Source organism: Variovorax sp. RA8 (assembly GCF_901827175.1).
Taxonomy (GTDB): Bacteria; Pseudomonadota; Gammaproteobacteria; order Burkholderiales; family Burkholderiaceae_C; genus Variovorax.
The window spans coordinates 1992472-2016245 of the sequence record NZ_LR594662.1; the positions used below are offsets into that span (position 1 = coordinate 1992472).

Genomic DNA, 23774 nt, shown 5'->3' on the forward strand with positions numbered 1-23774 from the left:
AACCGAAGGAGAACACCATGCTTGGACTGACACCCCTGGGCGCGATCCACACCGCCATCAGCCTCGTGGCGCTGGCTTCGGGCGTACTTGCGCTCGCGCGCCACCTGGAGATCTCGCCCGCCACGTTACTCGGGCGCGTCTACGTCTGGACCACGGTGCTGACTTGCCTCACCGGCTTCGGCATCTTCCAGCACGGTGGCTTCGGCAAGCCGCATGCGCTGGGCGTCGTCACGCTGCTGGTGCTGGGGCTGGCAGGGTTGGCCACAAGGGCGCGCGTCTTCGGCAGCGCCTCGCCCTACGTGGCGACCGTCGGCTACAGCGCCACCTTGTTCTTCCACATGATCCCGGGACTGACCGAGACTTTCACCCGCCTGCCGCTCGGTGCCCCCCTGTTCTCCGGCCCCGAGGATCCGGCCCTGCAGAAGGCGGTCGGGGCCTGCTTCGTCCTGTTCGTCGCCGGGGCCGCCCTGCAGGTTCGCCGCCTCTTCAGGCTGCGTTCGCAAAAGTCGATGCCGGCCGTCGGGGGTGCACGGCCATGAACGCGCTCAGGTGCATTCTTGCGTCAGCGTTCGTACTGCTCGGCTTTTCCGGTGCGGCGCAGGCGGCCGGCCAGGGCCCGATCCGCATCAGCGTGGAGCCCTTCATCCGCCTTCCTGACAACGTCCGCCATCCGGAAGGACTGGCCTCCAACCCGGCAAACCAGGAGATCTACGTTGCGACCTTCGATGCGCGCATGCCCGAGGCGGCGCGCAACAACCAACTGCTGCGCTATTCGCGGGAGGGGCGGCTGCTGGCGCAGAAGAGCTTCGGTGCAACTCCCCTGACCGGCATCGAATACGCCGACGGCAAGCTCTACATCCTGAACTTCGGTGCATCGAAGCTGCAGCGCATCGACGCCGAATTCACCGCCTCGACGTCGGTCGAGGATCTGGTCGAGTTCAAGCCGCTCACGCCTCCTGCGCCGCCACCGAGATCGATTGCGAACCCCGACGGGAGCAAGGACATCATCAGCTTCGGATCGAGCGGCTTCGCGGCACCCAACGGCATGGTCTTCGACAAGGCGCGCAACCTCTACATCTCCGACTCGTTCCAGGGCGCAATCTATCGCATCGAGCGGGCGACAAGTTGCGCACCGTGCGTGTTGCAGGTGCTGTCGCGCGATCCGCTGCTGGCCACTGCGGGGGTCTTGCCCTTCGGCGCCAACGGGCTGGCCTTCAATGCCGACGAGAGCGCCCTCTTCGTCAACAATGCAGGGGACGGCCGGCTGCTGCGCATGGCACCGACTACTGGTGCGGTCGAGATCGTCGCGGAGAGCGTGTTCGGCGCCGACGGCTTGCTGTTCTACAAGGGCCTCCTGTGGATCGCTTCCAACCAGGCGGACGTCGTGCTCGGACTGGACGAAAAGGGCCGCACCTTGGTCCGGGCGGGCGAGTTCGAAGGCATCGCCGATGATGGCGCCCCGCGAGGCCTGCTGTTTCCGGCGACCACCGCCGTGCAAGGCGACTGGATGGTGGTCACGAACCTGGCCTTGCCGCTGACGGCGGCCGAGGGCGACGAGTGGGAGGAGCAGGTGACCCGGTGGAACCTGGTCCGCTTCAGGATCCCCGGCGTCATCCGCTGACGGGTCGCAGCTGGCAGGCAAACCGTTTTTCCCGCCTCGGCCGCCGAATCCGCGCCGGCGTCCAAAGAGGCTTCCGCGCGGCGACACACCACTGGATAGGAACATCATGAGCACGATCACGACCAAGGACGGCACAGAGATCTTCTACAAGGACTGGGGCAAGGGCCAGCCGATCGTCTTCTCCCACGGCTGGCCTCTGTCGGCCGACGACTGGGACAACCAGATGCTGTTCTTCCTGGCGCAAGGGTACCGTGTGATTGCGCATGACCGCCGCGGGCACGGGCGGTCCACCCAGACCTGGACTGGCAACGAGATGGACACCTACGCCGACGACCTGGCCGCGCTCACCGCCGCGCTGGACCTGAAGGACGCGATTCACGTCGGGCACTCCACCGGCGGCGGCGAAGTGGCACGCTATCTCGGGCGCCACGGCACGAAGCGCGTCGCCAAGGCCGTGCTGATCGGTGCGGTACCGCCGCTGATGCTCAAGACAGCGGGCAACCCCGGCGGCCTGCCGATCGATGTGTTCGACGGCATCCGCGCAGGCGTCGCCGGAAACCGCGCGGAGTTCTACCGAGACATCACCCTGCCTTTCTACGGCTACAACCGAGCGGGCGCGAAGATCTCCGAAGGCATCCGCCAGCACTGGTGGCTCCAGGGCATGATGGGCGGCATCAAGGCCCACTACGACTGCATCAAGGCCTTCTCGGAAACCGACTTCACCGAAGACCTGAAGAAAATCGACGTGCCTACCCTGGTGATGCATGGCGACGACGACCAGATCGTGCCCATCGGCGCCTCGGGCCTCATGTCGGCCGAGCTGGTGAAGAACGCGCAGCTCAAGGTCTATCCTGGCCTGCCGCACGGCATGTGCGCGACGCACCCCGACGTGATCAATGCCGACCTGCTCGCTTTCGTGAAGGGCTGATCTGCGCACATGAAGCGCTGCCTCCTGATCCTGGCCATGGTCTTTGCCGGCGCCTGCGCGGCCGAGGTCGAACGCAACAGCCTCGGCATGGCTTTCGTGAAACTGCCGGCCGGCGAGTTCCTGATGGGCAGCGACGAAGCGCCCGAATCGCTGGCTCGCGCCTATCCGCAATTGCCGACGACGCGATTCGCGCAACTGGACGACGAAGGGCCGGTTCACCGCGTGCGCATCACGCGCGCCTTCTGGATGGGCCAGCACGAGGTCACGGTCGGCCAGTTCCGCCGCTTCGTCGAAGCCTCGGGCTACGTGCCCGAGTCGGTGGCCGACGGAACCGGCGGCTACGGCTGGCGCGCCGACTACGACCCGGCAACCACGAGGCGCGGCGACGCCTTCGAAGGCCGTGATCCCCGCTATTCGTGGCGCAACCCGGGCTTCAAGCAAGGCGAGGACCATCCGGTCGTCAACGTGACCTGGAACGACGCCCAGGCGCTGGCCGCCTGGTTGAGCAAGACCGAAGGGCGCCGCTACCGCCTGCCGACCGAAGCCGAGTGGGAGTACGCCTGCCGCGCCGGCACCCGCAGCCGCTACAGCTCGGGCGAGGAACCCCGCTCGCTGCTGGGCGCGGCGAACGTGTTCGACGCGAGCAGCGCCCGGTACTGGCCGCGCTGGCAATCGATGGCGGTGGACGGCGACGACGGCTACGCCTTCACTGCGCCGGTCGGCAGCTTTGCGCCGAACCCCTGGGGCCTTTACGACATGCACGGCAATGCCTGGGAGTGGGTGGCCGACTGGCATGGCGATCACTACTACGCGCAGTCGCCGCTCGACGACCCCCAGGGGCCCGTCGAGGGCGCAGTGCGGGTGCGCCGCGGCGGCTCCTGGCACACCTGGCCGTTCTACGCCCGTGCGGCCTATCGCAACTGGAATGCGCCGGACACACGCTACACGCTGGTGGGCATCCGGCTGGTGCGGGAGGTCGACCGGCACTAGTTCTCTCCCTGCAGCGGCTATACGATCGAGCTCACAGTCCCATCCGGGCACCGTGCTTGCCTCTCTCTTGCTTTCTTCCTTCCGCGGAGACGACCATGGCTCTACCACACGCCCAACCGCTCGACGTCATAGGCATCGGCCCGCTCGGCCCGACCGTGCACGAAGCCGTCAGCACCAGCCTGCTGAAGACGCAGCGTCTGCAATTGCTGCACCTCATCCTGCCCGCCCGCCGGGACCAGCCGGAGCATCACGTCGACGACGAGTGCACCATTCAATGCATCGAAGGCGATGTGGAGATAAGAATGCCGGGCGGCGTCCGCCGGCTTGCCCCTGGACAACTGGTGGTTCTTCCGGCGCGGCAGCGCCATTCCCTCAGTGCCCGAGTCGACTCGGCCGTGTTGGTGACGCTGCTGCTGCGGGACGGGGACGCAGGCGATGGTGGCGGCGCCGGCAACCGCGTGCCCCCGGTCTGACGGCGAGCGCGCAAACGGCCGGTGCGCCGCTCGACGAGCATCACTGTAGATAGGCGCGCAACATCTCCACGCGCAAGTCGCGCGGCCCGGCGCGCCACATCAAAGCGACGGAATTGGGAGCTATTGCCGGTGTCACCGACAGACGACTCACTCGCTGCTGCGCCAGCGCCGCTCTCACCGCCGTCGACGGCACCACGCCAAGGCCCAAGCCCTGTGCGACCAACTCGATGTTGGTGATGGGGCTGGTCGATTCCACCAAGGGCTGCGGCTGCGACACGCCTGCGCGAAGGAAACACTCTTCGAGTACGCGCCGCATCATGGAACTGCGGGCCGGCATCACCCAAGGTGCCTGGGCCAGCGCGGCCCAGCCGACCCGGCGCTTGCCGGCCAGCGGGTGGCCGGGCGGGGCGATCACGCTGAACTGTGCCTCGAACAGCTTCTCGTAGGCCAGCGTCGCACCCAGGTCTTCGGGCATCTGCGCTGGATAGCTGGTGACGAGCGCATCGACTTCGCCCGCCGCGAGCGCCCTCAGGAGGCTAGGTACGCGCTCTTCCAGCAGCGTGATCCGCAGCGGGGGGGCGCCGCCGGCGAGCCGCGCCAACACGGGGGGCAAGTAGCCTTGCGCCACGAAAGGCGGTGCTCCGATGCGCAACGTTTGCGCCGGCTTCGCCGCCACGACGTCCTGGTGGATGTGGCCCAACTGCGCCAGCAGCAGCGCGGCGCCGTTGAGGGCGACCTGGCCGCGCGCCGTGGGTGCGATGCCGCGTGCACTGCGCTCGAACAACTGAACCCCGAACGCGGCTTCGATCTCGCCCAAAGCCTTGCTCAGCGCCGGTTGGGTCAGGTGCATGGCATGCGCGGCGGCGCGCAGGCTGCCGCCCTCCTCCAGCGCCAGCAGCAGTTGCAGGTGGCGAAAGCGCAGACGGGCAGCGAGGCGGTCAGGATTGATGGCCATCAGGGCGATTACCAAAAGCTGTCGAAGACTGAAAACATAACACTTCCGGATATCGCGGCGCGCACCTATCCTTGCCTTCGACCTTTCAAGGAGACACTCCATGCAGCGACGCCACATCCTGGCTGCCTCCCTGCCCTTTGCCTTGGCCGCAGCGGGCGTGCGGGGGGCCGAGGCTTTCCCCAGCCGTCCGGTACGGATCGTCGTGCCGTACGCCGCCGGTGGCGGACCGGATGTGCTGGTGCGCCAGATAGGGCCTCGCCTGGGCGAGATCCTGGGACAACCCATCGTGCTGGAGAACAAGGTCGGTGCGGCCGGCGTGCTGGCGGCACAGTTCGTAGCGCAGCAATCGCCGGACGGCTACAACCTCCTGATGGGGTCCAACACGCACCTCATCCAGAAGCTCCTGCAGCCCCAGTTGAAGTTCGGCCCGATCGCCGAGTTCGTTGCGGTCAGCAACATGGCCGTCTCGCCCACCGTCATGGTGGTTCGCGCCGACGGCCCGTTCAGGAAGGTGGAGGACGTGATTGCCGAAGCCAAGGCGGCCCCCGGCATGCTCAATTACAGCTCCGGAGGCATCGGCACGTCGGCTCACCTGGCGGGGGCGACGCTGGTGTCCCTCGCCGGTGTGACGGCGACGCACATCCCGCTCAAGGGGTCTGTAGAGATCACCGCCTCGCTGCTGCGCGGCGACACCGATTTCGCATTTCCGGTGGCGGGCACCGGCATCCCGCAGGTGAAGGGCGGGAAGCTTCGGATGCTCGCCACCACGGGCGCGCAGCGGCTGAAAGACTTCCCTGATGTGCCGACGCTGCACGAAGTGCTGAAGAGCGAACTCGCCGTGCAGGAATCCTGGTTCGGCTTCTGGGCGCCGGCACGGACCACGGACGCCGTGGTGGCGCGGTTGCATGCTGCCTCGCAGAAGGTGCTGGCAGATCCCGCGGTCAGGAAGCGGTTCGAGGCAACCGGCAACTCGCCGGCCCTCACCGAATCGGCGCAGGCGTTCGCGAGCTTCGTCCAAGACGAAAACCGCAAGTGGGCCGATGTGATCAGGGTCACCGGCATTACCGGAAGCTGAGGAGCAGGCATGCTGCAGGCATTGAAGGGCGTGCGCGTCGTCGACATGTCCCACGTGATCGCGGGGCCGCTGGCCTCGTTCTACCTGGCACAGATGGGCGCAGAGGTCGTCAAGGTGGAATCGCCTCACGGCGGCGACGTCATGCGCCACGGTCGCGTCGGCGAAGGCGACACGCCGGACGGCTTCGTGGCGCTGAATGCAGGCAAGTCGTCGGCGGCCATCGACATCAAGACCCCGGAGGGCGCTGCGGCAGTTCGCGAATTGGCCCGTACGGCCGACGTCTTCATCGAAAACTTCCGCCCCGGCGTGGTGGCGCGCTACGGGCTCGATGAAGCGTCGATCCGCGAGTTGAACCCGTCGGTCATCTACTGCTCCATCTCCGGCCATGGGCAGCAGGGTTCCTGGAGTCAGCGCGGAGCCTACGACCACGTCGTGCAGGCGCTCACCGGAATGATGATGATGTCCGGCGATGACCCGCAGGGCGCACCCATCAAGGTGGGGTTCCCGGTGATCGACGTGGCCGTCGGCATGCTGGCCGCCATGGCCATCTCCGCCGCGCTGTACCAGCGCGCGCGCGACAGCAAGGGGCAGACCATCGATGCGTCCATGGTGCAGGCGGCATTGATGCTGATGTATCCCAATGCCAGTGCTTTCCTCAGCAGCGGCGCGGAGCCACAGCGGGTGGGCAACCGCGGTTACACCGGCAGCCCGACCGCCGATACTTATCGCTGCGCCGACGGGTGGCTCGCCACCGCGGCAAACACCCCGGCGCAGTTCCGCAAGCTCACCGCGGTGCTGGGCCTGCAGGAACTGTGCACCGACGCCCGGGCACTGGACCTCGGAGCCTTCAACAGCGACGGTGGCTTCGTCGTTGCGCGCGACCTGCCGTATCTGCGAGAGCGCTTCTGCGCGTCATTCGCGACGCGCAGCGCGACCGACATGGAGCAGCGGTTGAACGCGGTCGGCGTGCCCGCCGCCCGCGTTCGCAGATTGGGCGAGTTCCTGCGCGAGGTGGAGGAGGGCGACAAGCTGCCGCTGCCGATGCTGCGCTTCCAGCAGGGCGAGCGCATCGTGCGCACACCCGGACTGGGTTTCCGCAGCAGCGACATGGAAGGTGACGCAATGTCCCGCCGCGCAGCGGAGTCACTGGGCGAGAGCACTGGCCGGCTGGTTCGGCCGGGCACAGCGACCTAGGAGCCTTCGGGCATGAAACGTGGCACTCCAGATGCAGCGCGATCCTTGCCGTGGGCCTCGCCGTCCAAAAAGGTCGAGGAGATCGCGCAGATGTGGAAGTTGACGCGTTCCAGATCGCTGATCAGATCGAGATGCTGTGAACTGGTCTCAATGCTCTCTGGCGTTCCATCCGTCAAGCGCGCCAGATGTGCATGGCTGCATTCCTTCACGCGCTCCCCGTACCGCCGTCGCGCGGAGGCGAGGTTGCGCGCGTCTTGCGGGCTGCGATGGATGAACACTGCCATCGCAAGGTTCAGATTTGCCAGCGTCAGAGCGTACAACTCCCCGATTTCGCGAAGCCCCGCAGCGGAAAACTGCTTTCCCGCGGCGATGTTGCGTTTCTCGATGCGTTCCAGCAAGCGCTCGATGATGTCAGCCACTTGCTCGAGGTTGATGGCGAAAGCAGTGATTTCCGTCCAACGTTGATCGTCTTCGGCGCTCAAGGCTTTTCGCGCGAGGCGGGTCAGGTAGTGCTTGATACCAGAACACAGCGCGTCGACCTCATCGTCCATCGCCCTCATCTGGCGGGCGAGCGCTGAATCGTTCTCCTGAATTGCGCGAAGGCTGCCGCGAATCATTGTTTCAACGAGATCCGCTTCATGGATTGCTTCGCGAGCAGCGCACGAAATGGCCAAGCTTGGCAAGGACAGGGAATCGGCATGAAGGCGCAACGGTCGACCCCCGGTCGCGACATCGGATCGCTCGCGCAGCACGATCTGAATGACCGCGGAAAACCTCTCCGTCAAGCACAAGCAGAGCAAGGCGACAGCGAAGTTGAACGCCAGATGAAAGCCGACTACGACAGTGCCGTGCGAGAGGCTCGACGCTTCGGCGACGTCCAGCCAGAGCATGATGAACGGCGCGAACAACGCGACGCCGCAAACCTTGAAGAGCAGGTTTCCCAATGGGAGCCTTCGTTCCTCGACGCTGCAGCGCGAAGCGTTCATGACCGCCAACAGCCCGCTGCCGAGATTGGCGCCGAGCACGAGGCCGATGCCGGTCGACGTCGATATGGCGCCGGTCGCAGCGAGCGTGCCTGTGAGAATCACGATCGCAAGGCTCGAATAGGCGGCTACGGTGAGTGTTGCACCCAAGGTAATCAGGAGCAGCAGATCATCACTGACCGACGCCAGCAGGGAACGCGTCACGGCCGAACCGGTCAGCGCCGATGTCGATGCGCCTATGAGATGCAGCGACCACAGCATGAGCCCGACGCCGATCAGGCATTTGCCGACGTGGGCCGCGGTGCTCGCTCCTCGAGCCTTGCAAAGGGGAACACCAACCAAGAGGAAGAGCGGCGACATCCACGATAAGTCGAACGAGAAGATCAGTGCCATCACGCTCGTTCCCACATCGGCACCCAACATGAGAGCCAAGGCCAGGGGGAGACTCAAGATTCGTTGACCCACGAAGCCTGACACGATCAGCGCAGTCGCCGTGCTGGACTGAAGCACGGCGGTAATGGCGAACCCGGAACCCGCCGCGGTTACCCGGTTGCCCGCGGCGCGCGCGAGCATATGCCGCAGACGGGTACCGAAGGCCTTCAGGAGCGACGAGCGCATCACGCCGCTGGCCCAAATCAGCAGAGCGATCGCAGCGAGCAGGTTCAGGAGCTGCGTCATCGTCGCCGATCAATCCATCTTGACGCCGGCAGCACGCACCACGTCGCCCCAGGCGCGCGTTTCGCCCGCCATGAAGCGCGCGAAGTCCGTCGAACTGCCGCCGCCGGGTTCCGCCCCGTCGTCAGCGAGTGCTTTGCGCACCGCAGGTCGCTGCAGTGCGGCGAGGGTCGCCTCGGTCAGCCTGTCGACCACGGCCTTCGGTGTCTTGGCCGGTGCAAGAAGCCCCGCCCAGGAGGTAACGGAAAAGGATCTGAGACCTGCTTCCTTCATCGTCGGAAGGTCTGGTGCCGCGGCAGAGCGCTCGTCGGAGGTCACGGCCAAGCCCTTCAGTTTGCCGCCCTTCACCTGTCCTATGGCGCTGGGGATGGTTTCGAAGGCGAATTGCACCTCGTTCGACATCACGGCCAGCATTGCCGGGCCGCCGCCCTTGTAGGGTACATGGGTGGCTTCCACGCCAGAGATCGACTTGTAGATCTCACCCGCAAGATGGCCGGGCGAGCCGGTGCCGGCGGAGGAGAAATGCAGCTTGTCCGAGTTTGCCTTGGTGTAGGTGATGAAGTCCTGCACATTGTTGACAGGCAGCTGGGGCGCCGCCATGAGCAGCAGAGGGTACTTGGCCACCAGCATGATCGGCTCGAAACTCTTGACCGGGTCGAACTTGAGGTTCGAATAGAGGTGCGGGTTGATCGACTGGCTGCTGAGCGTCGCCATGAAGATGACGTACCCGTCGGGTGCGGCCGTCGCCGCCAGTTCAGCCGCAAGATTGCCCGCTGCACCGGGCCGGTTGTCGACGATGACCGATTGTCCGAGCGTCTCGGTCATGGCCTGTGCGAGCACGCGAGCCAGCTTGTCGGTCGAGCCCCCGGGTGCGAAGCCGACGACCATGCGCACTGGTTTCGACGGAAAGGCCTGGGCCATGGCGGGCTGAATGGCTGCGCTCGCCAACGCCATCGCCAATGCCGCGTGCATTCTCAGACGTGGGTATCTCATCGTGTGTCTCCGTTTGTGGTTTACCGTGGAAATCCGAAATCCGGCGCGCCGCGCCGGCTGCGCTAGCCGAGGTCGTTCAATGCGAGCGAGAGCACGTCGAAGTTGCGCAGCCCCCGCGTCGAAACTTGGCGCAACCTTCGGTTGAAGAGCAGTGGCACGCGCTGCTCCGATAGACCGCCGTGCGAGCGCAGCGGTACCGTGAGACCGGAAAGGTCGTGCTTATCCGACGAGGTACCCAGAACCGTGAGGCGATGCGAGAGCACAACGAGATCGCCGATGCGATCGGGCGGAAGCTCGAATCGCGCTGCGGCCTGCTCCCGCGTCAGCACTTCTTCAACCCCGTCGGTGGCCGCGATCAATTCGGCCATGGCGGGGATGCGCGCGGCGTCGGAGACATACACGGTGGCGTAGGAGCCGAGCGCGCCGTGGTGGACGACGTAGGGGTCGGTGATCGGCAGGAGCACGCGCCCCTCCTTGCCGTCTTCGCCGGCGTCGTCCAGCACGTCCTGCAGGAAGACAATGTTGGGACGGCCGAGCGCATCGGTCTTGGCGTTCATGCCGTGGTCGGCCGTGATGGCGATCACCGCACCCATCTCGTCGAGCTGGGCGAGGTAGCCGTCCATCATGGCGTAGAAGGCGTTGGCGGCCGGCGTGCCGGGGGCGGCCTTGTGCTGCACGTAGTCGGTCGTGGACAGATACATCAGATCCGGCCTTTCGGTACGCATGAGCATCACGCCCGCCGCAAAAACAAACTCGGAGAGGTCCGCGCTGTAGACCGAGGGCACTGGCCTCCCGGTCTTCGCGACAAGCGAGTCGATGCCGTTCTGATCCACGGTCGCCTGGTCTGCCTTCTCCGCAGAGAAGCAGATGCCCTTCAGCCCGTGCCCGAGCAGCGACCGCAGCTTGTCCTTGGCCGTGACGACCGCGACCTTCTTGCCGGCGACCGCCATCTCAGCCAATACCGTGGGCGCGCGAAGGTATTTGGCGTCGTTCATCAGCACTTCCTTCTGCTGCTCCTGGTCGAAGAAGTAGTTGCCGCAGATGCCGTGCACGCTTGGTGGCGCGCCAGTCACGATTGACAGGTTGTTGGGGTTCGTGAAGGAGGGCATGACGCAGTTGCCCGACAGCACCGTCCCTCGCCGCGCGAGTGATTCGAGAAACGGGACGGCCTTCGCCTGGATGGCCTGGTTGATGTAGTCCTGCTCGCAACCATCCACGCAGACCACGACGGTGGGCGTGAGAGGCAGGCGATAGGAGCGGTTGTTGACGGTAATGGATGTGGGGTTCATGGCCAGGACTCTAGGCCGTCAGCTTTACTGACACCATCGACTAATATTGCGGTTTGCGTGAGAAAAACTGACAGATAGCCCCGCCATGCCGCATTCCATGCCCCCGCTCAACGCCTTGCGCGTCTTCGAAGTCGCCGCGCGCGCCGGCAGTTTCACGGAGGCTGCACGCGAGCTCCATCTCACCCATGGCGCAGTCAGCCGCCAGATTCAGCTCCTGGAAGCAGCGCTGGGCCAGGCGCTCTTTCGAAAGGAAGGCCAGCGCATGGTGGCCACCGAGCACGCGAAGGCCTTTGCACGCGAGATCAGCGCCGCTTTTGACCACATCACCGACGCGTCGACGCGCTACGGAAAATTGCTCACCAGCAAGGTCGTGCGCGTCAATGCGCCCGCAACCTTCGCGATGCGATGGCTCATTCCCAAGCTCGACGAATTCCGGGCGCGCCATCCGAAGACGGAGGTGCGCGTCTCCACCGCCTTCAGCAGTGACCCGATGTTCAAGGGCAGCTTCGACCTCGCGATACGGCGCTCGCCTGGCGATCTGAGCCAGTTCGAGGTGACGCCACTGTTCCAGGAATGGAGCACGCCGATCGCGAGCCCCGCCTTGGTCAAGAAGCGAGCGCTGCGCAGCCCCGTCGATCTGCGATCGCGAACCCTGCTATTCACGGAAACGAGGCCGGGCGATTGGGAGGAATGGCTCGGTGCCGTGGGTTGCCGGGACCTGCGCTCGACACAGCAACTGCGCTTTGATCATTTCTTTGTCACCCTGCAGGCGATCGTCGACGGAATGGGGTTCGGCATGGGCACGTTTCCCACACTTTCAGCGGACCGCGAAGCCGGCAGAATCTGCACCCCTTTTGCCGGCGAGCTCGTGCCAGGCAGCACCTATTTCTCGATCGTTCCACTGGACTCGGACAAGCCGAAGCACCTGCGCGAGTTTCAGGCTTGGCTCGAGCAATGCTCCGCTACATCATCCAAGGCGTTCGAAAATGACTTTGGTGCACAGCGCCTTCGCGGCTCGCCGCTCCCGACTGGCTAGACCGACGCCAGCAGCCTCGTGACGTCGACGCCCAATGCCTTGGCCAGCCGCTCGATGTTGTCCAGCGACACATTGCGTTCCGCGCGCTCGACAGATCCGACGTAGGTGCGGTGCAAGCCTGCAAGATCGGCAAGCTGTTCTTGCGAAATCTCGCGCGCGGCACGTTCTGCACGCAGGCGAGCTGCGAGCCTGGTGCGCGCAGATTGTTGAGCCTTCCCTCGTCGTTCCATGTCGAGGAGAGTGCAAGCTATGCCTACTTTGAGTCTACAGACTTTGAGTAGCATCTTGAGTACACTTCAGATGCTGCTCGTCCGGGCGGCGCTTATCTCAACCTGACCTGAGGCGTCGTGCCAATCGCGTTGCCACGTCGGATCGCACATGAAGTTCTCCCACATGTCCTGACTCAACACGAAGACATGGAGGCCGCGGCTTTGCTGGTGCGGGCCGGTCACGTGGAAGCGAGGATGCAACTCGCCCCGTGTCTCTCGGGCGGCCTTCCTTGCCCGGCTATCGTGGTCAGCAGCATCACTCTCTCCGGTCGAGCCGTTCTCAATTCATCGGGCTCCGATCGCCCACGGCAGTTGCGCTGACGCCTCGCCGTAAACCTCTCCGCGTCCGACAACTCCCGTCAAAACAGCGGGATACAAAAAGGGCCCCTTTGCAAGGAGCCCCACATGCCTCGACACGCGTTTGCCCTCCATTTCTCGCTCGGCGCATTGGCCTGCGCGGCAAGCCTCATCGGCCCCGCCGCTTGGGCGCAGGCGAAGGGTGCCGCTTCGCAGTCAGAACGCGACCGCGCGACCTGCGACGGCGTGCAGCAGGACCGCGAAGCCTGTCGCCGCGAGGCCGGTGCGGCGAAGCAGGAAGCGCAGCGCGGCGGCCTGGCGCCGGCCGGCCAGGCCGAGCAGAATGCGCTGGCGCGCTGCCAATTGCTGCAGCCGGCGGCGGATCGCGCCGATTGCGAGGCGCGCGTCAGGGGCGCGGCCACCAGCAGCAGCGGCAGCGTGATGGGCGGCGGCGTGATCCGCGAGAGCGTCACGCCGGTCCCGGCCGCGCCGCCGTCGCCGGCTCGCTGAAGTTGCGCTCCCATCGCCGACGAACTTCTTCAAGAAGGCTCAGCATGAAAATCGAAACCCTGCACACCCATCCTGCCCCGCAACAGGCCGATGCTGACGTGGAGATCTTGCCCATGCCCGTGGCGGGCAACGATATCGGGCCCGCCCCCGCGCTGGATGATGGCGCGATGCGCGCGGAGACACCATCGAAGCTGCACCGCACCTGGGACAAGGTGCGCGCAACGGTGACGTCCCTGCCCGGTCGTGCCCGTCAGGCCAAGGCGCAGGGCGCGCGCTACGTGGCGGAGGAGCCGGTCAAGGCCACGATGATGGCGGCGGCCGGCGGTGCTGCGCTGGCCATGATCCTGCGAGCCGCGGCCCGCCGCGGCAAGCACTGATCCGCGATACCCCGAGCCTCGAGACCGCCTCGGCATCTGAACCTACGCCAACAAGCGCCGGGCGCAACTGGCCGCGCCGGTGCCGCGCGGGAACCATGCGCGCATGCCCGACAGCGATGCAATGCCCTTTCCCGACGCGCGAACCAGCCCCGCGGGCGGGGGCACCCTCTGGCCCCGCGTCCGCCGCCTGGCCTTGCCCGTGCTGGGCGTCGTGGTGCTCGGGCTGTTGCTGTCCCATGCGCATAAGGTCGACTGGGCCGGCGCCTGGCAGGCGCTCAGGCGCTATTCGCCCGCGGTGCTGCTGGCCGCGCTGGCACTGTGCACGGCGAGTCATGTGCTGTATGGCTGCTATGACCTGATCGGGCGGCACCACACGCGGCACGGCCTGCCTCGCTGGCGCAGCTGGGCAATTGCGGTCACCAGCTACGCCTTCAACCTCAATTTGGGCTCGTTGGTGGGCGGCGTGGCGATGCGCGCACGGCTCTACGCGCGGGCCGGCATCGACGAGACCACGGTGGCTCAGATCGTGGGACTCAGTCTCGCGACCAACTGGCTGGGCTACGGGCTGGTGGCGGGTTGCGTGTTCGCCGCCGGCGTGGTCGAGCCGCCGGAGCAGTCCCAGCTGGGGGAGGGCGCCTTTCGCGCGCTGGGCGTGCTGATGCTGCTGCTGGCCGCGGCCTATGTGCTGGCCTGCGCAAAGGCACAGGGCAGGCAGTGGCAGGTGCGCGGGCGCCGGGTCCAGCTGCCCTCGGCGCGGCTGGCCCTGGTCCAGCTCGGCACGTCGGCGGCGAACTGGGCCTTGATGGGCTCGGCCATGTACCTGCTGCTGGGCGGCAAGGTCTCGTATCCGGTCACGCTGGGGGTGATGCTGGCAGCCTCGATCGCCGGTGTGGTGACGCCGATCCCGGCCGGCCTCGGTGTGCTGGAAGCGGTGTACCTGGCGCTGCTCTCGGGCTCGGTGCGCCAGGGCGCGTTGATGGGCGCGTTGCTGGCCTATCGCGCGCTGTACTACCTGGTGCCGCTGGGCGGCGGGCTGGTGCTCTATCTGCTGCTGGAGCGGTACGCCTGCGCGCATCCACCCGCGCAGGCCGAAGGCACCGCGATGCTCAGCCCACCACCACCTCGCTGATCTGCATCACCGGCTTGAGGTCCGTGTAGTTCGCAACGTCGGCCATGATCGCCTTCACGTGCGGGCCGAAGGCCGCCTGGAAGCTCTCCACGGAATCGCAGTAGATGTGGCACATGCCGATGTAGGGGGCCGGCGCGCCGGGCGCGCCTCCCGCCAGGCCTTTGTCGATCGTGTAGGACTTGCAGGCGTCGCCCATCTTCTCCTTGAGCATGGGCATGTGCTTGTCGCGGTAGTAGTCGTGGTCGAACCGGGCGCCTGCGGTGTTGGGGTACATCACGCTGACCTTGATCATTTGCTTATCTCCGTGTTGCAAGGCCCGTGAGCATAGGAGATGGCGCGGCGCCGAACAAGCGCGGCGGCGTGGAGCCTCAGCTTCTCCGCGGACCGATGACATCGGAGATCGACGACGCCACGGCGGCCCATTCCTCGGGCGTCAGCAGCTGCGCGGTCTGGGAGTGGAGCAGGGTGTCCTCCTGGTCGAGGTGGTCGAGCATCAGGCGGCGGTGCTCCTCCAGCAGGTCCTCGACGGCGGCGGCGGCCACCGCGTTGCCTGCCCGGGCCTGCGCGACCTTGGCCTTCGCCAGCGAGAGCAGGGCGTCGCAGCGCTCGCGCTGCCGCTCAAGCCGATCGAGAAGGTCGTCTGCCTCCTCGGACCTGCCGCGCAGGATCTGGACCAGGACGACGCCCTTGGGGCGATGGGTCGCTTCGTCGAAGGCCTGGAGGCGTTCGATCAGGCGCACGATGGACGACGCCGCGGGCCCGTCTCGCTTCCAGTCGTCGCACTTCAGCGCGCGTGCGAGCAGGCCCAGCAACTCACGCATGCGTGCATGCTCGGCACGCAAGACGGTCCACGCGCATTCGGCGGCCAACATGTTCGCCCCCTTTAGAACAGTGCCTCCGGGGAATTGCCCCCGGGAAGTTCCGGCTGTACCCACGAAGCCGTTCTACTGCGTTGCGGCCGGTCCCGCAAGGTGGACTTTTCCGCTTTACGCGGGGATGCACGCGGCAGTGTGCTGCAGCTTGTCCTGCAGGTCGATGGCAGCTTGCGCGGCCTGTGCGGCTCAGCCGCCGCGCCGTTCCCAGAAGCCGCGGTGTGTGGCGACCATCTCGTCGGCCACCTCGGGCACCGGGCCGATCACCTCGATCGCCTTCTGGCCGCGTGCGAAGACCTCGCGGCAGGGCAGGGAGAGCGTGGGGTTCTCGGGATGGCTGCCGGTCAGTGCCAGCAGCGCCGTCTCCTCGGCGCCGTAGACCACGCGGCCGATGTTGGCCCAGTACACGGTGCCGGCACACATGGCGCAGGGCTCGAAGGTGGTGACCAGGGTGCACTGCGCCAGGTACTGGGCCGGGTAGTTGAGCGCGGCCATGCGCGCCAGCGTGGCCTCGGCGTGCTGCACGGTGTCGATGTTGCCCTGCTCGGCCAGCACTGTTTCGCCGTCGGGCGCGACCAGCAGCGCACCGAAGGGGTGGCGGCCCATCGTCATCGCCCGCCGCGCGACGTGGTCGGCGCGGCGCAGGGCGCGGATGGCCTGCCGCCTATTCATTCTGGGAGCCGCGGTGCGCCCAGGCCGTGGTGTGCTTCTCGATGGCGCTGAAGAGCTCGTACATCAGCATCGCCATCGCGCCCACCACCATCAGCCCGGCGAAGGCCAGGCCCATCTGCATGGCCGAGCCGGCCGAGATCAGCAGGTAGCCGATGCCCTCGTTGGCGGCCGTCATCTCGCTCACCGTGGTGCCGACGAAGGCCAGCGTGATCGCCACCTTGAGCGAGGCGTAGAAGTAGGGCATGGAGCGCGGCAGGCCGATCTTCACCAGCACGTCCCAGCGCTTGGCGCCCAGCACGCGCAGCACGTCCTCCAGCTCGGGTTCGAGCGTCGCCAGACCGGTGGCGATGTTGACCATGATCGGGAAGAAGCTGATCAGGAAGGCGGTGAGGATCGCCGGCCCGACGCCGATGCCGAACCACACCACCAGGATCGGCACGAAGGCTGCCTTGGGCAAGGCATTGAAGGCCGTCATGAGCGGGTACATCGCGGCATAAGCCAGGCGTGAGCTGCCGACCACGAAGCCCAGCAGCACGCCCACCACGATCGCCAGCCCGAAGCCCGCCATCGTGACCCAGAAGGTGCGCCAGGCATGGCCTGCAATGATCGCCTTGAACTCCCAGAACTGCGTCCAGATCCGCCACGGGCTCGGAAAGATGAACTCCGAGACCCCGAAGGCCGAGCAGATGATCTGCCACAGCACGATCACGGCCACCAGCAGCAACCAGGGCGACCAGCGTTCGAGTTGCCTGTTGTTCATGCCGCGACCACCCCAGCCCCGCGAATCGCGCCGATGTGCCCGCGCAGCTCCAGCACGATGTCGGTGAATTCCTTGGTGTAGGTGAGCTCCAGCTCGCGCGGGCGCGGCAGCTCGATCTCGCGCTTGACCACGAAGCGGCCCGGGCTCTTGCTCATCACGTACACCGTGTCCGCCAGGAACACCGACTCGCGCAGGTCGTGCGTGACCAGGATCACGTTGAAGCGCTGCTCGGTCCAGAGGTCGCGCAGGATGCACCACAGCTCCTCGCGCGTGAAGGCGTCGAGCGCGCCGAAGGGCTCGTCGAGCAGCAGCATCTTGGGCTCGTGGACCAGCGCGCGGCAGATGCTGGCGCGCTGCTGCATGCCGCCCGAGAGCTGCCAGGGGAACTTGTCCTCGTAGCCGCCCAGGCCCACCTTCTGCAGCAGGCGCCGGGCGCGCTCCTCGTACTCCTTGCGCTTCGCCTTGAAGTTCGAGCGGTAGGGCTCGACGATTTCCAGCGGCAGCAGCACGTTGTCGACCGTCGTGCGCCAGGGCAGCAGCGAGGGCGCCTGGAAGGCCATGCCCGAGATCTTGACGGGGCCGGTCACCGGCTGGCCGTCGATCCGGATCTTGCCCATCGAGGGCATCTTCAGCCCCGTCGTGAGCTTCATGAAGGTGGACTTGCCGCAGCCCGATGGCCCGACGATGGCGATGAACTCGCCGCGCTTGACCTGCAGGTCGATGGCCTCGACCGCGAAGTGGTTGGCGCGCAGCAGCTCCTCGTTGTAGGCGAGCCAGACGTCCTGGAAATCGACGAAGGGCGAGGTCTCGGCGACCGCCATTACTTCTTGAGGATGTTGAGCTCGGCCGCCGGCGGGAGCAGGGCGGCCGTCCACACCGCGTCCGGGCTCACGCGCGTCTTGGTGTTGAACGCGTCCGAGACCTGCGAGGCCATCAGCGAAAGACGGCCCGCGTTGACCGCGCCGAAGCCCTCGGCGCGTGCGTCGGGGCTGTTGATCACGGTGTCGATGGCCAGTTTGAGCCGGCGCGTTTCCAGCGCGCTGTCGATGATGCCGTCGCGCTTCTTGACCGACTCGATGGCCACGGCCGGATTGGCGAGCACCTCCTTCGCCCCCTTGGCAAAGGCCGAGAGGAAGGCCTTGACCGCGGCCGGGTTCTCCTTGATCAGCTTGGGCGAGGCGATGATCACGTTGCCGTAGAGCTTCACGCCGTAGTCGGGGTAGGGCAGCACCACGACGTCGGCCGCCTTGGCGCCGCGCGCCTCCAGGTTGAGCAGGGAAGTGAAGGTGAAGCCGGTGATGGCGTCGATGTCGCCGCGGATCAGCATGGTCTCGCGCAGCGTCGGGTCCATCGCGGTCCAGTTCACCGCGCCGATGTTGTTGGCCTTGGCGAAGATCGGGAAGGCGCGGCGGCCGGCATCGAAGACCGGGGCGCCCAGCTTCTTGCCCGCCAGGTCCGCGGGCTTGGTGATGCCGCTCTTCTTCAGCGTCATCACCGAAGCCGGCGTGTTGTTGTAGACCATCATCACCGCGACTGGCTTGTTCGGGCTGTCGGGGTTGTTGGCGTGGAACTCCATCAGCGCCGCGAGGTCGGCGAAGCCCATGTCGTAGGCGCCGGAGGCCACCCGCGTCACGGTGCCGCCGGACCCGTTGCCCGCGTCGATGGCGACGTCGAGCCCGGCATCCTTGAAGTAGCCCTTGGCGGCCGGATGCAGGAAGAGGGCGGCCGGGCCCTCGAAGCGCCAGTCGAGCTGGAACTTGATCGGCACAGGCGCCTGGGCGTGGGCGGTGACGAGGCCGAAGCTGAGCGCCGAGGCGGCAAGAAAGGTGTGGAGCAGTTGGCGCTTGTTCATGCGGTGTTCGTGAAAGATGAGTGCCCGGCATTCAAGCAAATTCGGTGCCGGCACGCACTTGGTGCGAACCCTTCCGGTTGAGCCAAGGAAGTGCATGCGGGCCTTGCGCTCCCAATGAAGAACGCCCTGCCGCGCGCACCGCGGCGGGGCGTACATTCTGGTGCGAGCCACCAGCCTGACCTGGCCTAATCTAGTGAATGACTGCCCAGCCAATCCAACTGGCCATGGCGATCGCAAGCGCAATGTTGCCCATCGCACATAGCCTCTGCCCTTGCGCTTCGTATCTTCCCGATGCGAGCGACCAGAGCATTCCCGTGGAGAAGATTCGATCGGAGTCCCCAAGCGACTTGTCCTTGAAGTGCGAGGATGCGGCAAGTCCAAGCGTGCAGTAGGCAAGAGCCGCCAATGTCCCTGCGGCAAATAGCAACCAAGTCGTGTTCAATACTGCGGGCCTCCACCTAGCTCAAGCCGCGTATACAAGAATCCAAAGCAGGATGCTTGCTACTGCGATAGCCAGCCCGTGCTTACAAATGCGCTGCCCTTCCTCGTCGTACCGCTTTAAGTCCAGACACCACCAGAGTGACCAGCCGACGACCTTGTCCATTTCGTCGGCATCGCGCAGATGCTTGATGGCCGAGATGCCAAGGGCGGCATACCACAAGCCAAGGGCTGCTGCGAGGCAGCCCAAGATCAGATCAGGCATGTTCATTTCTATTGGTCCATAGAACCAGTGTCGAGTGAAGGCGCAAACGGGACGGACACATGAGGTCCGATACGCAAGCAAAACCGGCCGTCTGCCTTGATGGACGGACCCAAGAATGCGCCACCAAAGCGCTTTGATACCGGAAGCCCAGGTGGCTGGAGTTGGACATTTGAGTTGCTGGGATTTTTCCGGCAGCTTTCAGGCTCCGGCTTGGGCGGTGGTGGTGGATCGCAGATTTCAATCCCGCCGCCGAAGCTCAATTCAGCGCTGAACTGAGGGCCAGGATCTTGTGTGCCTCCGCTCACGCATGCTAGGCCCATGCAACCAAATCCAGCTACTGTTGGGCTTGCACGGTATGACTGTCCACCGGGCCTGCCAACCACACCACTTCCTTGGCCCATCAGCCCGAAGGGGTCCGTGTACAGCAGTGGATTGCCCTCGGCGTAAAGATACCCGTTTGGCCCACCCAGAAGCCCGATGGGATCGAACTGCGTGTACCTGCCATCAGGCGGCCGGTATTCCCTGAACCCATTCGAATTGAGGCCGCTTTCGACGTCGAAGTACATCGCCCCTGCCTGCGACGAAAACAGCATGCTTCCCAGCACCACCAGCGCTTTGAACTGCTTCATCTGCCCACCATCCCCCTGATGCTTCTGCCCTGTTGAACATCTTCGATCCGCACGTAGCCCAGATCGATTGCCTTGTGCATCGTGGCCTTCGCTTGCAGAGCGTACGAAGAAGACTCGGCACCGGACGTGAGCTTGCTGTAGTACGAATACGCTTCGGCGATCTGCTCGTACGTTTCGGCGCGGCGAGGCGCCAGCGTGAGCGAGGCCTTCAGGTACTGAAGGCAAGTCGCCACATCTTTGCGCATCGCGTGGATGTAGGCGTTGCAAGTGATCAACACGCCCAAATGCTCGCGCAATGTCAGCGGTCGCATGTAGGCGCCGCTCTTCAGTGCCGTTGCATTCACCCCATGGCGCTTGATGTAGTCGTCGTCGGTAAAGCGCTTTCCGCCACTGGTGGCTTCGATGTTGCCGTGCGGAAATGCAGGATCGACGTAACGCGCGAAGGCGTGATCAGGAACGCAGACAAGGGCGATCGGGTAGCCCAGTCGCTGTCCGACGGCCACGTACAGCAGCGGCATCGAGACGCACATTCCCTTGCCCGTCTCGAGCAAGCCATGCAGCAAATAGTTGAGCGGCTTCTGGCGGCCTTGTGGGTCATGGTCGTAGCGGATGCCGCGCTCCTGAAAGAACACGGTGTTCATCGCCCAGACGCGCTCTTCGGGGTCATTCGGCGATTTGACCTTTCGCCGAACCGCCGCCGCCATGGCATCGAGTTGCCGCGAAAAGCTCTCGATGTCGACCGATGGATAGAACTCTTGTGACAGCGCGAATGACGCACGGCCGACATCGATTCGATCCTCGGGTAACCAGCGCAGGCTTTCCAGCCTGCTGGCGCCAGCCCAAGCCGCAGGCACGGCAGACACCGCTGCGCAGAGCAGACTTCGTCTCTTCATGTTTCCTCCCTGAAATCGCCTGTCGATCAGGCTGGAATTGATTTCGGAGGCGGATCATAGAGGCAAAATCGACGAACGAGAACCGCTCGTCGGCTGTCATGACTGGATGAAGAATGCCCCGCCGCGTACACAGCGGCAGGGCGTTCTTTCGGGTGCGCCGCCTACTTGGCCGAGCTCGCGTTGGCCACGGCCAGCGCCGTCATGTTGAGCACCCGGCGCACGGTCGCCGAAGGCGTGAGGATGTGCGCCGAGCCGCTTGCACCCATGAGGATCGGCCCGACCGTCACGCCGTTGCCGCCTGTCATCTTCAGCACGTTGAAGAGGATGTTGGCGGCATCGAGGTTGGGGCAGATCAGCAGGTTGGCCGAGCCGCTGAGCGTGGTCTCGGGCAGGGCGTTGTGGCGCACGGTGTCGGACAGCGCGGCATCGCCGTGCATCTCGCCGTCGCATTCGACGTCGGGGGCCATCTTCGCGAACAGGTCGCGTGCCAGCCGCATCTTGCGCGCCGAGCCACGCTCGGAGGAGCCGAAGTTCGAGTGCGAAAGAAAGGCCACCTTGGGCGGCAGGCCGAAGCGCCGCACCTCCTCGGCCGCCATCACAGCGATCTCGGCCAGTGTCTGGGCGTCCGGGTCTTCATGCACGTTGGTGTCGGCAATGAAGAGGGTGTACTTCTCCAGCATGATCGCGTTGAGCGTGGCGAAGCCGGGGGCGCCGCGCTTCAGGCCCAGCACCTGGTTGAGGATCTTCAGGTGGCTGTCGAAGCGCCCGACCAGGCCGCAGAGCATCGCGTCGGCATCGCCCAGGTGGACCATCAGCGAGCCGATGGTGGTGTTGGAGCGCCGCACCATGGCCTTCGCGGCCTCGGGCGTGATGCCGCGGCGGCCCATGACCTTGTGGTAGGCCTCCCAGTACGTGCGGAAGCGCGGGTCGTCCTCGGGGTCGACCACGTCGACATCCGTGCCGAGGCGGATGCGCAGGCCGGCCTTCTTGAGGCGGGTCTCGATCACGGCCGGGCGGCCGATCAGGATCGGCTTGGCCAGGCCTTCGTCCACCGCCAGCTGCGCGGCACGCAGCACGCGGTCGTCCTCGCCTTCGCAGTAGGCCACGCGCTTGGCGCTGGCCAGCTTGGCGGCGCTGAACACCGGCCGCATGAACATGCCGGTCTGGTAGACGAAGCGCGCCAGGTTCTGGCGGTAGGCCTCCAGGTCCTCGATCGGCCGCGTGGCCACGCCCGAGTCCTGAGCCGCCTTGGCCACCGCGGGCGCGATGCGCAGGATCAGCCGCGAGTCGAAGGGCTTGGGGATGATGTAGTCGGGGCCGAAAGCCAGCTCCTGGCCCTGGTAGGCGGTGGCCACCTCCTCGCTGATGTCGGCCTTGGTCAGCTCGGCGATCTCGCGCACGCAGGCGAGCTTCATCTCCTCGGTGATCTTGCTCGCGCCGCAGTCCAGCGCGCCGCGGAAGATGTAGGGGAAGCACAGCACGTTGTTGACCTGGTTCGGGTAGTCCGAGCGGCCGGTGGCGATGATGCAGTCGGGCCGCACTTCCTTGGCCAGCTCGGGCCGGATCTCGGGCTCGGGGTTGGCCAGCGCCAGGATGATGGGCTGCTTGGCCATGGACTTGACCATGTCCTGCGAGACCACGCCGGGCGCCGAGCAGCCGAGGAAGACGTCGGCGTTCTTCATCACGTCGGCCAGCGTGCGGGCGCCGGTGTCCGCCTGGGCGTAGCGCAACTTCGAGTCGTCGAAGCCGCCCGGGCGGCCGATGTAGATCAGGCCCTTGGAATCGACCGCGAAGATGTTGGCCGGCTTGGCGCCCATGCCCACCATCACGTCCAGGCAGGCGATGGCGGCGGCGCCGGCGCCGGACACGGCGATCTTCACTTCCTCGATCTTCTTGCCGACCAGCTCCAGCCCGTTGATCAGCGCCGCGGCCGAGATGATGGCGGTGCCGTGCTGGTCGTCATGGAACACCGGGATGTTCATGCGCTCGCGCAGCTTGCGCTCGATGTAGAAGCACTCGGGCGCCTTGATGTCCTCGAGGTTGATGCCGCCCAGCGTCGGTTCGAGCGCGGCGATGATGTCGACCAGCTTGTCGGGGTCGGATTCGGCCAGCTCGATGTCGAACACGTCGATGCCGGCGAACTTCTTGAAGAGACATCCCTTGCCTTCCATCACCGGCTTGGCGGCCAGCGGGCCGATGTTGCCCAGGCCGAGCACCGCGGTGCCGTTGGTGACCACGCCCACCAGGTTGCCGCGCGAGGTGTACTCGGCCGCCTTGGCGGGGTCGGCCTCGATGTCGAGGCACGGATAGGCCACGCCGGGGGAGTAGGCCAGCGACAGGTCGCGCTGGTTCAAAAGCGGCTTGGTCGGGGAAATCGAGATCTTGCCCTTGACGGGCGAGCGGTGGTATTCGCGGGCGGCATCGCGCAGTGCTTCTTCTGCCGGGGACAGGGGGGCGGCCATGAAAGTCTCCTTCATTCTGATGAGCAGAGAGGCTACTCCAAAAGCGCGGCCTGCTCGTGCAGTGGAAGCACGAACGCACAGGGCTGCCGAATGACAAAAAAAAGCCCCGGCCGAAGCCGGGGCCTGGTGCTGCAATG

Annotated in this window: 26 protein-coding genes; 11 read left to right on the top strand and 15 right to left on the bottom strand. The window is 65.8% G+C overall.

The window, feature by feature from the left end; all coding sequences use genetic code 11:
• Positions 1 to 17 precede the first annotated feature (17 nt).
• From E5P3_RS09500 to E5P3_RS09520, 5 genes are all read left to right on the top strand, one after another.
• On the top strand, positions 18 to 539 hold the full coding sequence (locus E5P3_RS09500) for a hypothetical protein (RefSeq protein WP_162585741.1): 522 nt from the start codon (positions 18 to 20) through the stop codon (positions 537 to 539).
• The gene (locus E5P3_RS09505; protein ID WP_162585742.1) at positions 536 to 1621 is read left to right on the top strand and encodes a hypothetical protein; all 1086 of its coding nucleotides are present in this window, start codon (positions 536 to 538) and stop codon (positions 1619 to 1621) included. Before E5P3_RS09500 ends, E5P3_RS09505 begins: the two co-directional genes overlap by 4 nt.
• A gap of 106 nt (positions 1622 to 1727) precedes the next feature.
• Positions 1728 to 2549: an alpha/beta fold hydrolase gene (locus E5P3_RS09510; RefSeq protein ID WP_162585743.1), complete on the top strand. Its 822-nt coding sequence runs from the start codon at positions 1728 to 1730 to the stop codon at positions 2547 to 2549.
• Positions 2550 to 2558: 9 nt separating this feature from the next.
• The gene (locus E5P3_RS09515; protein WP_162585744.1) at positions 2559 to 3539 is read left to right on the top strand and encodes a formylglycine-generating enzyme family protein; all 981 of its coding nucleotides are present in this window, start codon (positions 2559 to 2561) and stop codon (positions 3537 to 3539) included.
• A gap of 95 nt (positions 3540 to 3634) precedes the next feature.
• Positions 3635 to 4012: a cupin domain-containing protein gene (locus E5P3_RS09520; protein WP_162585745.1), complete on the top strand. Its 378-nt coding sequence runs from the start codon at positions 3635 to 3637 to the stop codon at positions 4010 to 4012.
• Between the two features lie 40 nt (positions 4013 to 4052).
• On the opposite strand, the gene E5P3_RS09525 is transcribed toward E5P3_RS09520, so the two are convergent.
• Positions 4053 to 4967: a LysR family transcriptional regulator gene (locus E5P3_RS09525; RefSeq protein ID WP_174263054.1), complete on the bottom strand. Its 915-nt coding sequence runs from the start codon at positions 4965 to 4967 to the stop codon at positions 4053 to 4055.
• Between the two features lie 100 nt (positions 4968 to 5067).
• Here E5P3_RS09525 and E5P3_RS09530 point away from each other — a divergent pair, with 100 nt between their 5' ends.
• Together E5P3_RS09530 and E5P3_RS09535 are read left to right on the top strand one after the other, a co-directional pair.
• Positions 5068 to 6042 carry a Bug family tripartite tricarboxylate transporter substrate binding protein gene (locus E5P3_RS09530; protein WP_162585746.1) on the top strand — a complete coding sequence of 325 codons (975 nt, stop codon included), beginning with the start codon at positions 5068 to 5070 and terminating at the stop codon, positions 6040 to 6042.
• Between the two features lie 9 nt (positions 6043 to 6051).
• A complete protein-coding gene (locus E5P3_RS09535; RefSeq protein ID WP_162585747.1) occupies positions 6052 to 7236 on the top strand; it encodes a CaiB/BaiF CoA transferase family protein in 1185 nt (394 codons plus the stop codon).
• Here E5P3_RS09535 and E5P3_RS09540 read toward each other — a convergent pair.
• From E5P3_RS09540 to phnA, 3 genes are all read right to left on the bottom strand, one after another.
• On the bottom strand, positions 7233 to 8897 hold the full coding sequence (locus E5P3_RS09540; RefSeq protein ID WP_162585748.1) for a Na/Pi cotransporter family protein: 1665 nt from the start codon (positions 8895 to 8897) through the stop codon (positions 7233 to 7235). The genes E5P3_RS09535 and E5P3_RS09540 overlap by 4 nt on opposite strands.
• A 9-nt stretch (positions 8898 to 8906) precedes the next feature.
• Positions 8907 to 9887 (bottom strand): Bug family tripartite tricarboxylate transporter substrate binding protein, encoded by a 981-nt coding sequence (locus E5P3_RS09545; protein WP_162585749.1) that lies wholly within the window; start codon positions 9885 to 9887, stop codon positions 8907 to 8909.
• Between the two features lie 62 nt (positions 9888 to 9949).
• Entirely contained in the window at positions 9950 to 11176 is a 1227-nt protein-coding gene (phnA, locus tag E5P3_RS09550; RefSeq protein ID WP_162585750.1) for a phosphonoacetate hydrolase, read from the bottom strand.
• A 97-nt stretch (positions 11177 to 11273) separates the two neighbouring features.
• Here phnA and E5P3_RS09555 point away from each other — a divergent pair, with 97 nt between their 5' ends.
• A complete protein-coding gene (locus tag E5P3_RS09555; protein WP_443083241.1) occupies positions 11274 to 12212 on the top strand; it encodes a LysR substrate-binding domain-containing protein in 939 nt (312 codons plus the stop codon).
• Here E5P3_RS09555 and E5P3_RS09560 read toward each other — a convergent pair.
• Positions 12209 to 12496 carry a helix-turn-helix domain-containing protein gene (locus E5P3_RS09560; RefSeq protein WP_332107375.1) on the bottom strand — a complete coding sequence of 96 codons (288 nt, stop codon included), beginning with the start codon at positions 12494 to 12496 and terminating at the stop codon, positions 12209 to 12211. The two genes, E5P3_RS09555 and E5P3_RS09560, sit on opposite strands and share 4 nt — an antisense overlap.
• Positions 12497 to 12886: 390 nt before the next feature.
• On the opposite strand from E5P3_RS09560, the gene E5P3_RS09565 reads away from it, so the two are divergent.
• The 3 genes from E5P3_RS09565 to E5P3_RS09575 all read left to right on the top strand — a co-directional run bounded on the left by E5P3_RS09565 (position 12887) and on the right by E5P3_RS09575 (position 14794).
• Entirely contained in the window at positions 12887 to 13288 is a 402-nt protein-coding gene (locus E5P3_RS09565) for a hypothetical protein (protein ID WP_162585752.1), read from the top strand.
• 44 nt (positions 13289 to 13332) lie between these two features.
• Positions 13333 to 13665 carry a hypothetical protein gene (locus E5P3_RS09570; protein WP_162585753.1) on the top strand — a complete coding sequence of 111 codons (333 nt, stop codon included), beginning with the start codon at positions 13333 to 13335 and terminating at the stop codon, positions 13663 to 13665.
• 103 nt (positions 13666 to 13768) lie between these two features.
• Entirely contained in the window at positions 13769 to 14794 is a 1026-nt protein-coding gene (locus E5P3_RS09575) for a lysylphosphatidylglycerol synthase transmembrane domain-containing protein (RefSeq protein WP_232073065.1), read from the top strand.
• Here E5P3_RS09575 and E5P3_RS09580 read toward each other — a convergent pair.
• The 10 genes from E5P3_RS09580 to E5P3_RS09625 form a co-directional block, all read right to left on the bottom strand.
• On the bottom strand, positions 14772 to 15086 hold the full coding sequence (locus E5P3_RS09580) for an EthD family reductase (protein WP_068684944.1): 315 nt from the start codon (positions 15084 to 15086) through the stop codon (positions 14772 to 14774). The genes E5P3_RS09575 and E5P3_RS09580 overlap by 23 nt on opposite strands.
• Positions 15087 to 15162: 76 nt before the next feature.
• Complete coding sequence (locus E5P3_RS09585) at positions 15163 to 15666, bottom strand: hemerythrin domain-containing protein (protein WP_162585754.1); 504 nt, start codon at positions 15664 to 15666, stop codon at positions 15163 to 15165.
• Between the two features lie 189 nt (positions 15667 to 15855).
• Positions 15856 to 16338: a nucleoside deaminase gene (locus E5P3_RS09590; RefSeq protein ID WP_162585755.1), complete on the bottom strand. Its 483-nt coding sequence runs from the start codon at positions 16336 to 16338 to the stop codon at positions 15856 to 15858.
• Positions 16331 to 17098: an ABC transporter permease gene (locus E5P3_RS09595; protein ID WP_162585756.1), complete on the bottom strand. Its 768-nt coding sequence runs from the start codon at positions 17096 to 17098 to the stop codon at positions 16331 to 16333. The genes E5P3_RS09590 and E5P3_RS09595 overlap by 8 nt, the downstream gene beginning before the upstream one ends.
• Positions 17095 to 17919, bottom strand: coding sequence for an ABC transporter ATP-binding protein (locus tag E5P3_RS09600; protein WP_162585757.1), 825 nt, complete (start codon positions 17917 to 17919; stop codon positions 17095 to 17097). The genes E5P3_RS09595 and E5P3_RS09600 overlap by 4 nt, the downstream gene beginning before the upstream one ends.
• On the bottom strand, positions 17919 to 18950 hold the full coding sequence (locus E5P3_RS09605) for an ABC transporter substrate-binding protein (RefSeq protein ID WP_162585758.1): 1032 nt from the start codon (positions 18948 to 18950) through the stop codon (positions 17919 to 17921). Before E5P3_RS09605 ends, E5P3_RS09600 begins: the two co-directional genes overlap by 1 nt.
• A gap of 463 nt (positions 18951 to 19413) precedes the next feature.
• A complete protein-coding gene (locus E5P3_RS09610; protein WP_162585759.1) occupies positions 19414 to 19653 on the bottom strand; it encodes a hypothetical protein in 240 nt (79 codons plus the stop codon).
• A gap of 8 nt (positions 19654 to 19661) precedes the next feature.
• Positions 19662 to 20282 carry an RHS repeat domain-containing protein gene (locus tag E5P3_RS09615; protein ID WP_162585760.1) on the bottom strand — a complete coding sequence of 207 codons (621 nt, stop codon included), beginning with the start codon at positions 20280 to 20282 and terminating at the stop codon, positions 19662 to 19664.
• Positions 20279 to 21175 (bottom strand): transglutaminase family protein, encoded by an 897-nt coding sequence (locus E5P3_RS09620; RefSeq protein ID WP_162585761.1) that lies wholly within the window; start codon positions 21173 to 21175, stop codon positions 20279 to 20281. Before E5P3_RS09620 ends, E5P3_RS09615 begins: the two co-directional genes overlap by 4 nt.
• A 161-nt stretch (positions 21176 to 21336) precedes the next feature.
• The gene (locus E5P3_RS09625; RefSeq protein WP_162585762.1) at positions 21337 to 23637 is read right to left on the bottom strand and encodes an NADP-dependent malic enzyme; all 2301 of its coding nucleotides are present in this window, start codon (positions 23635 to 23637) and stop codon (positions 21337 to 21339) included.
• Positions 23638 to 23774: the final 137 nt, after the last annotated feature.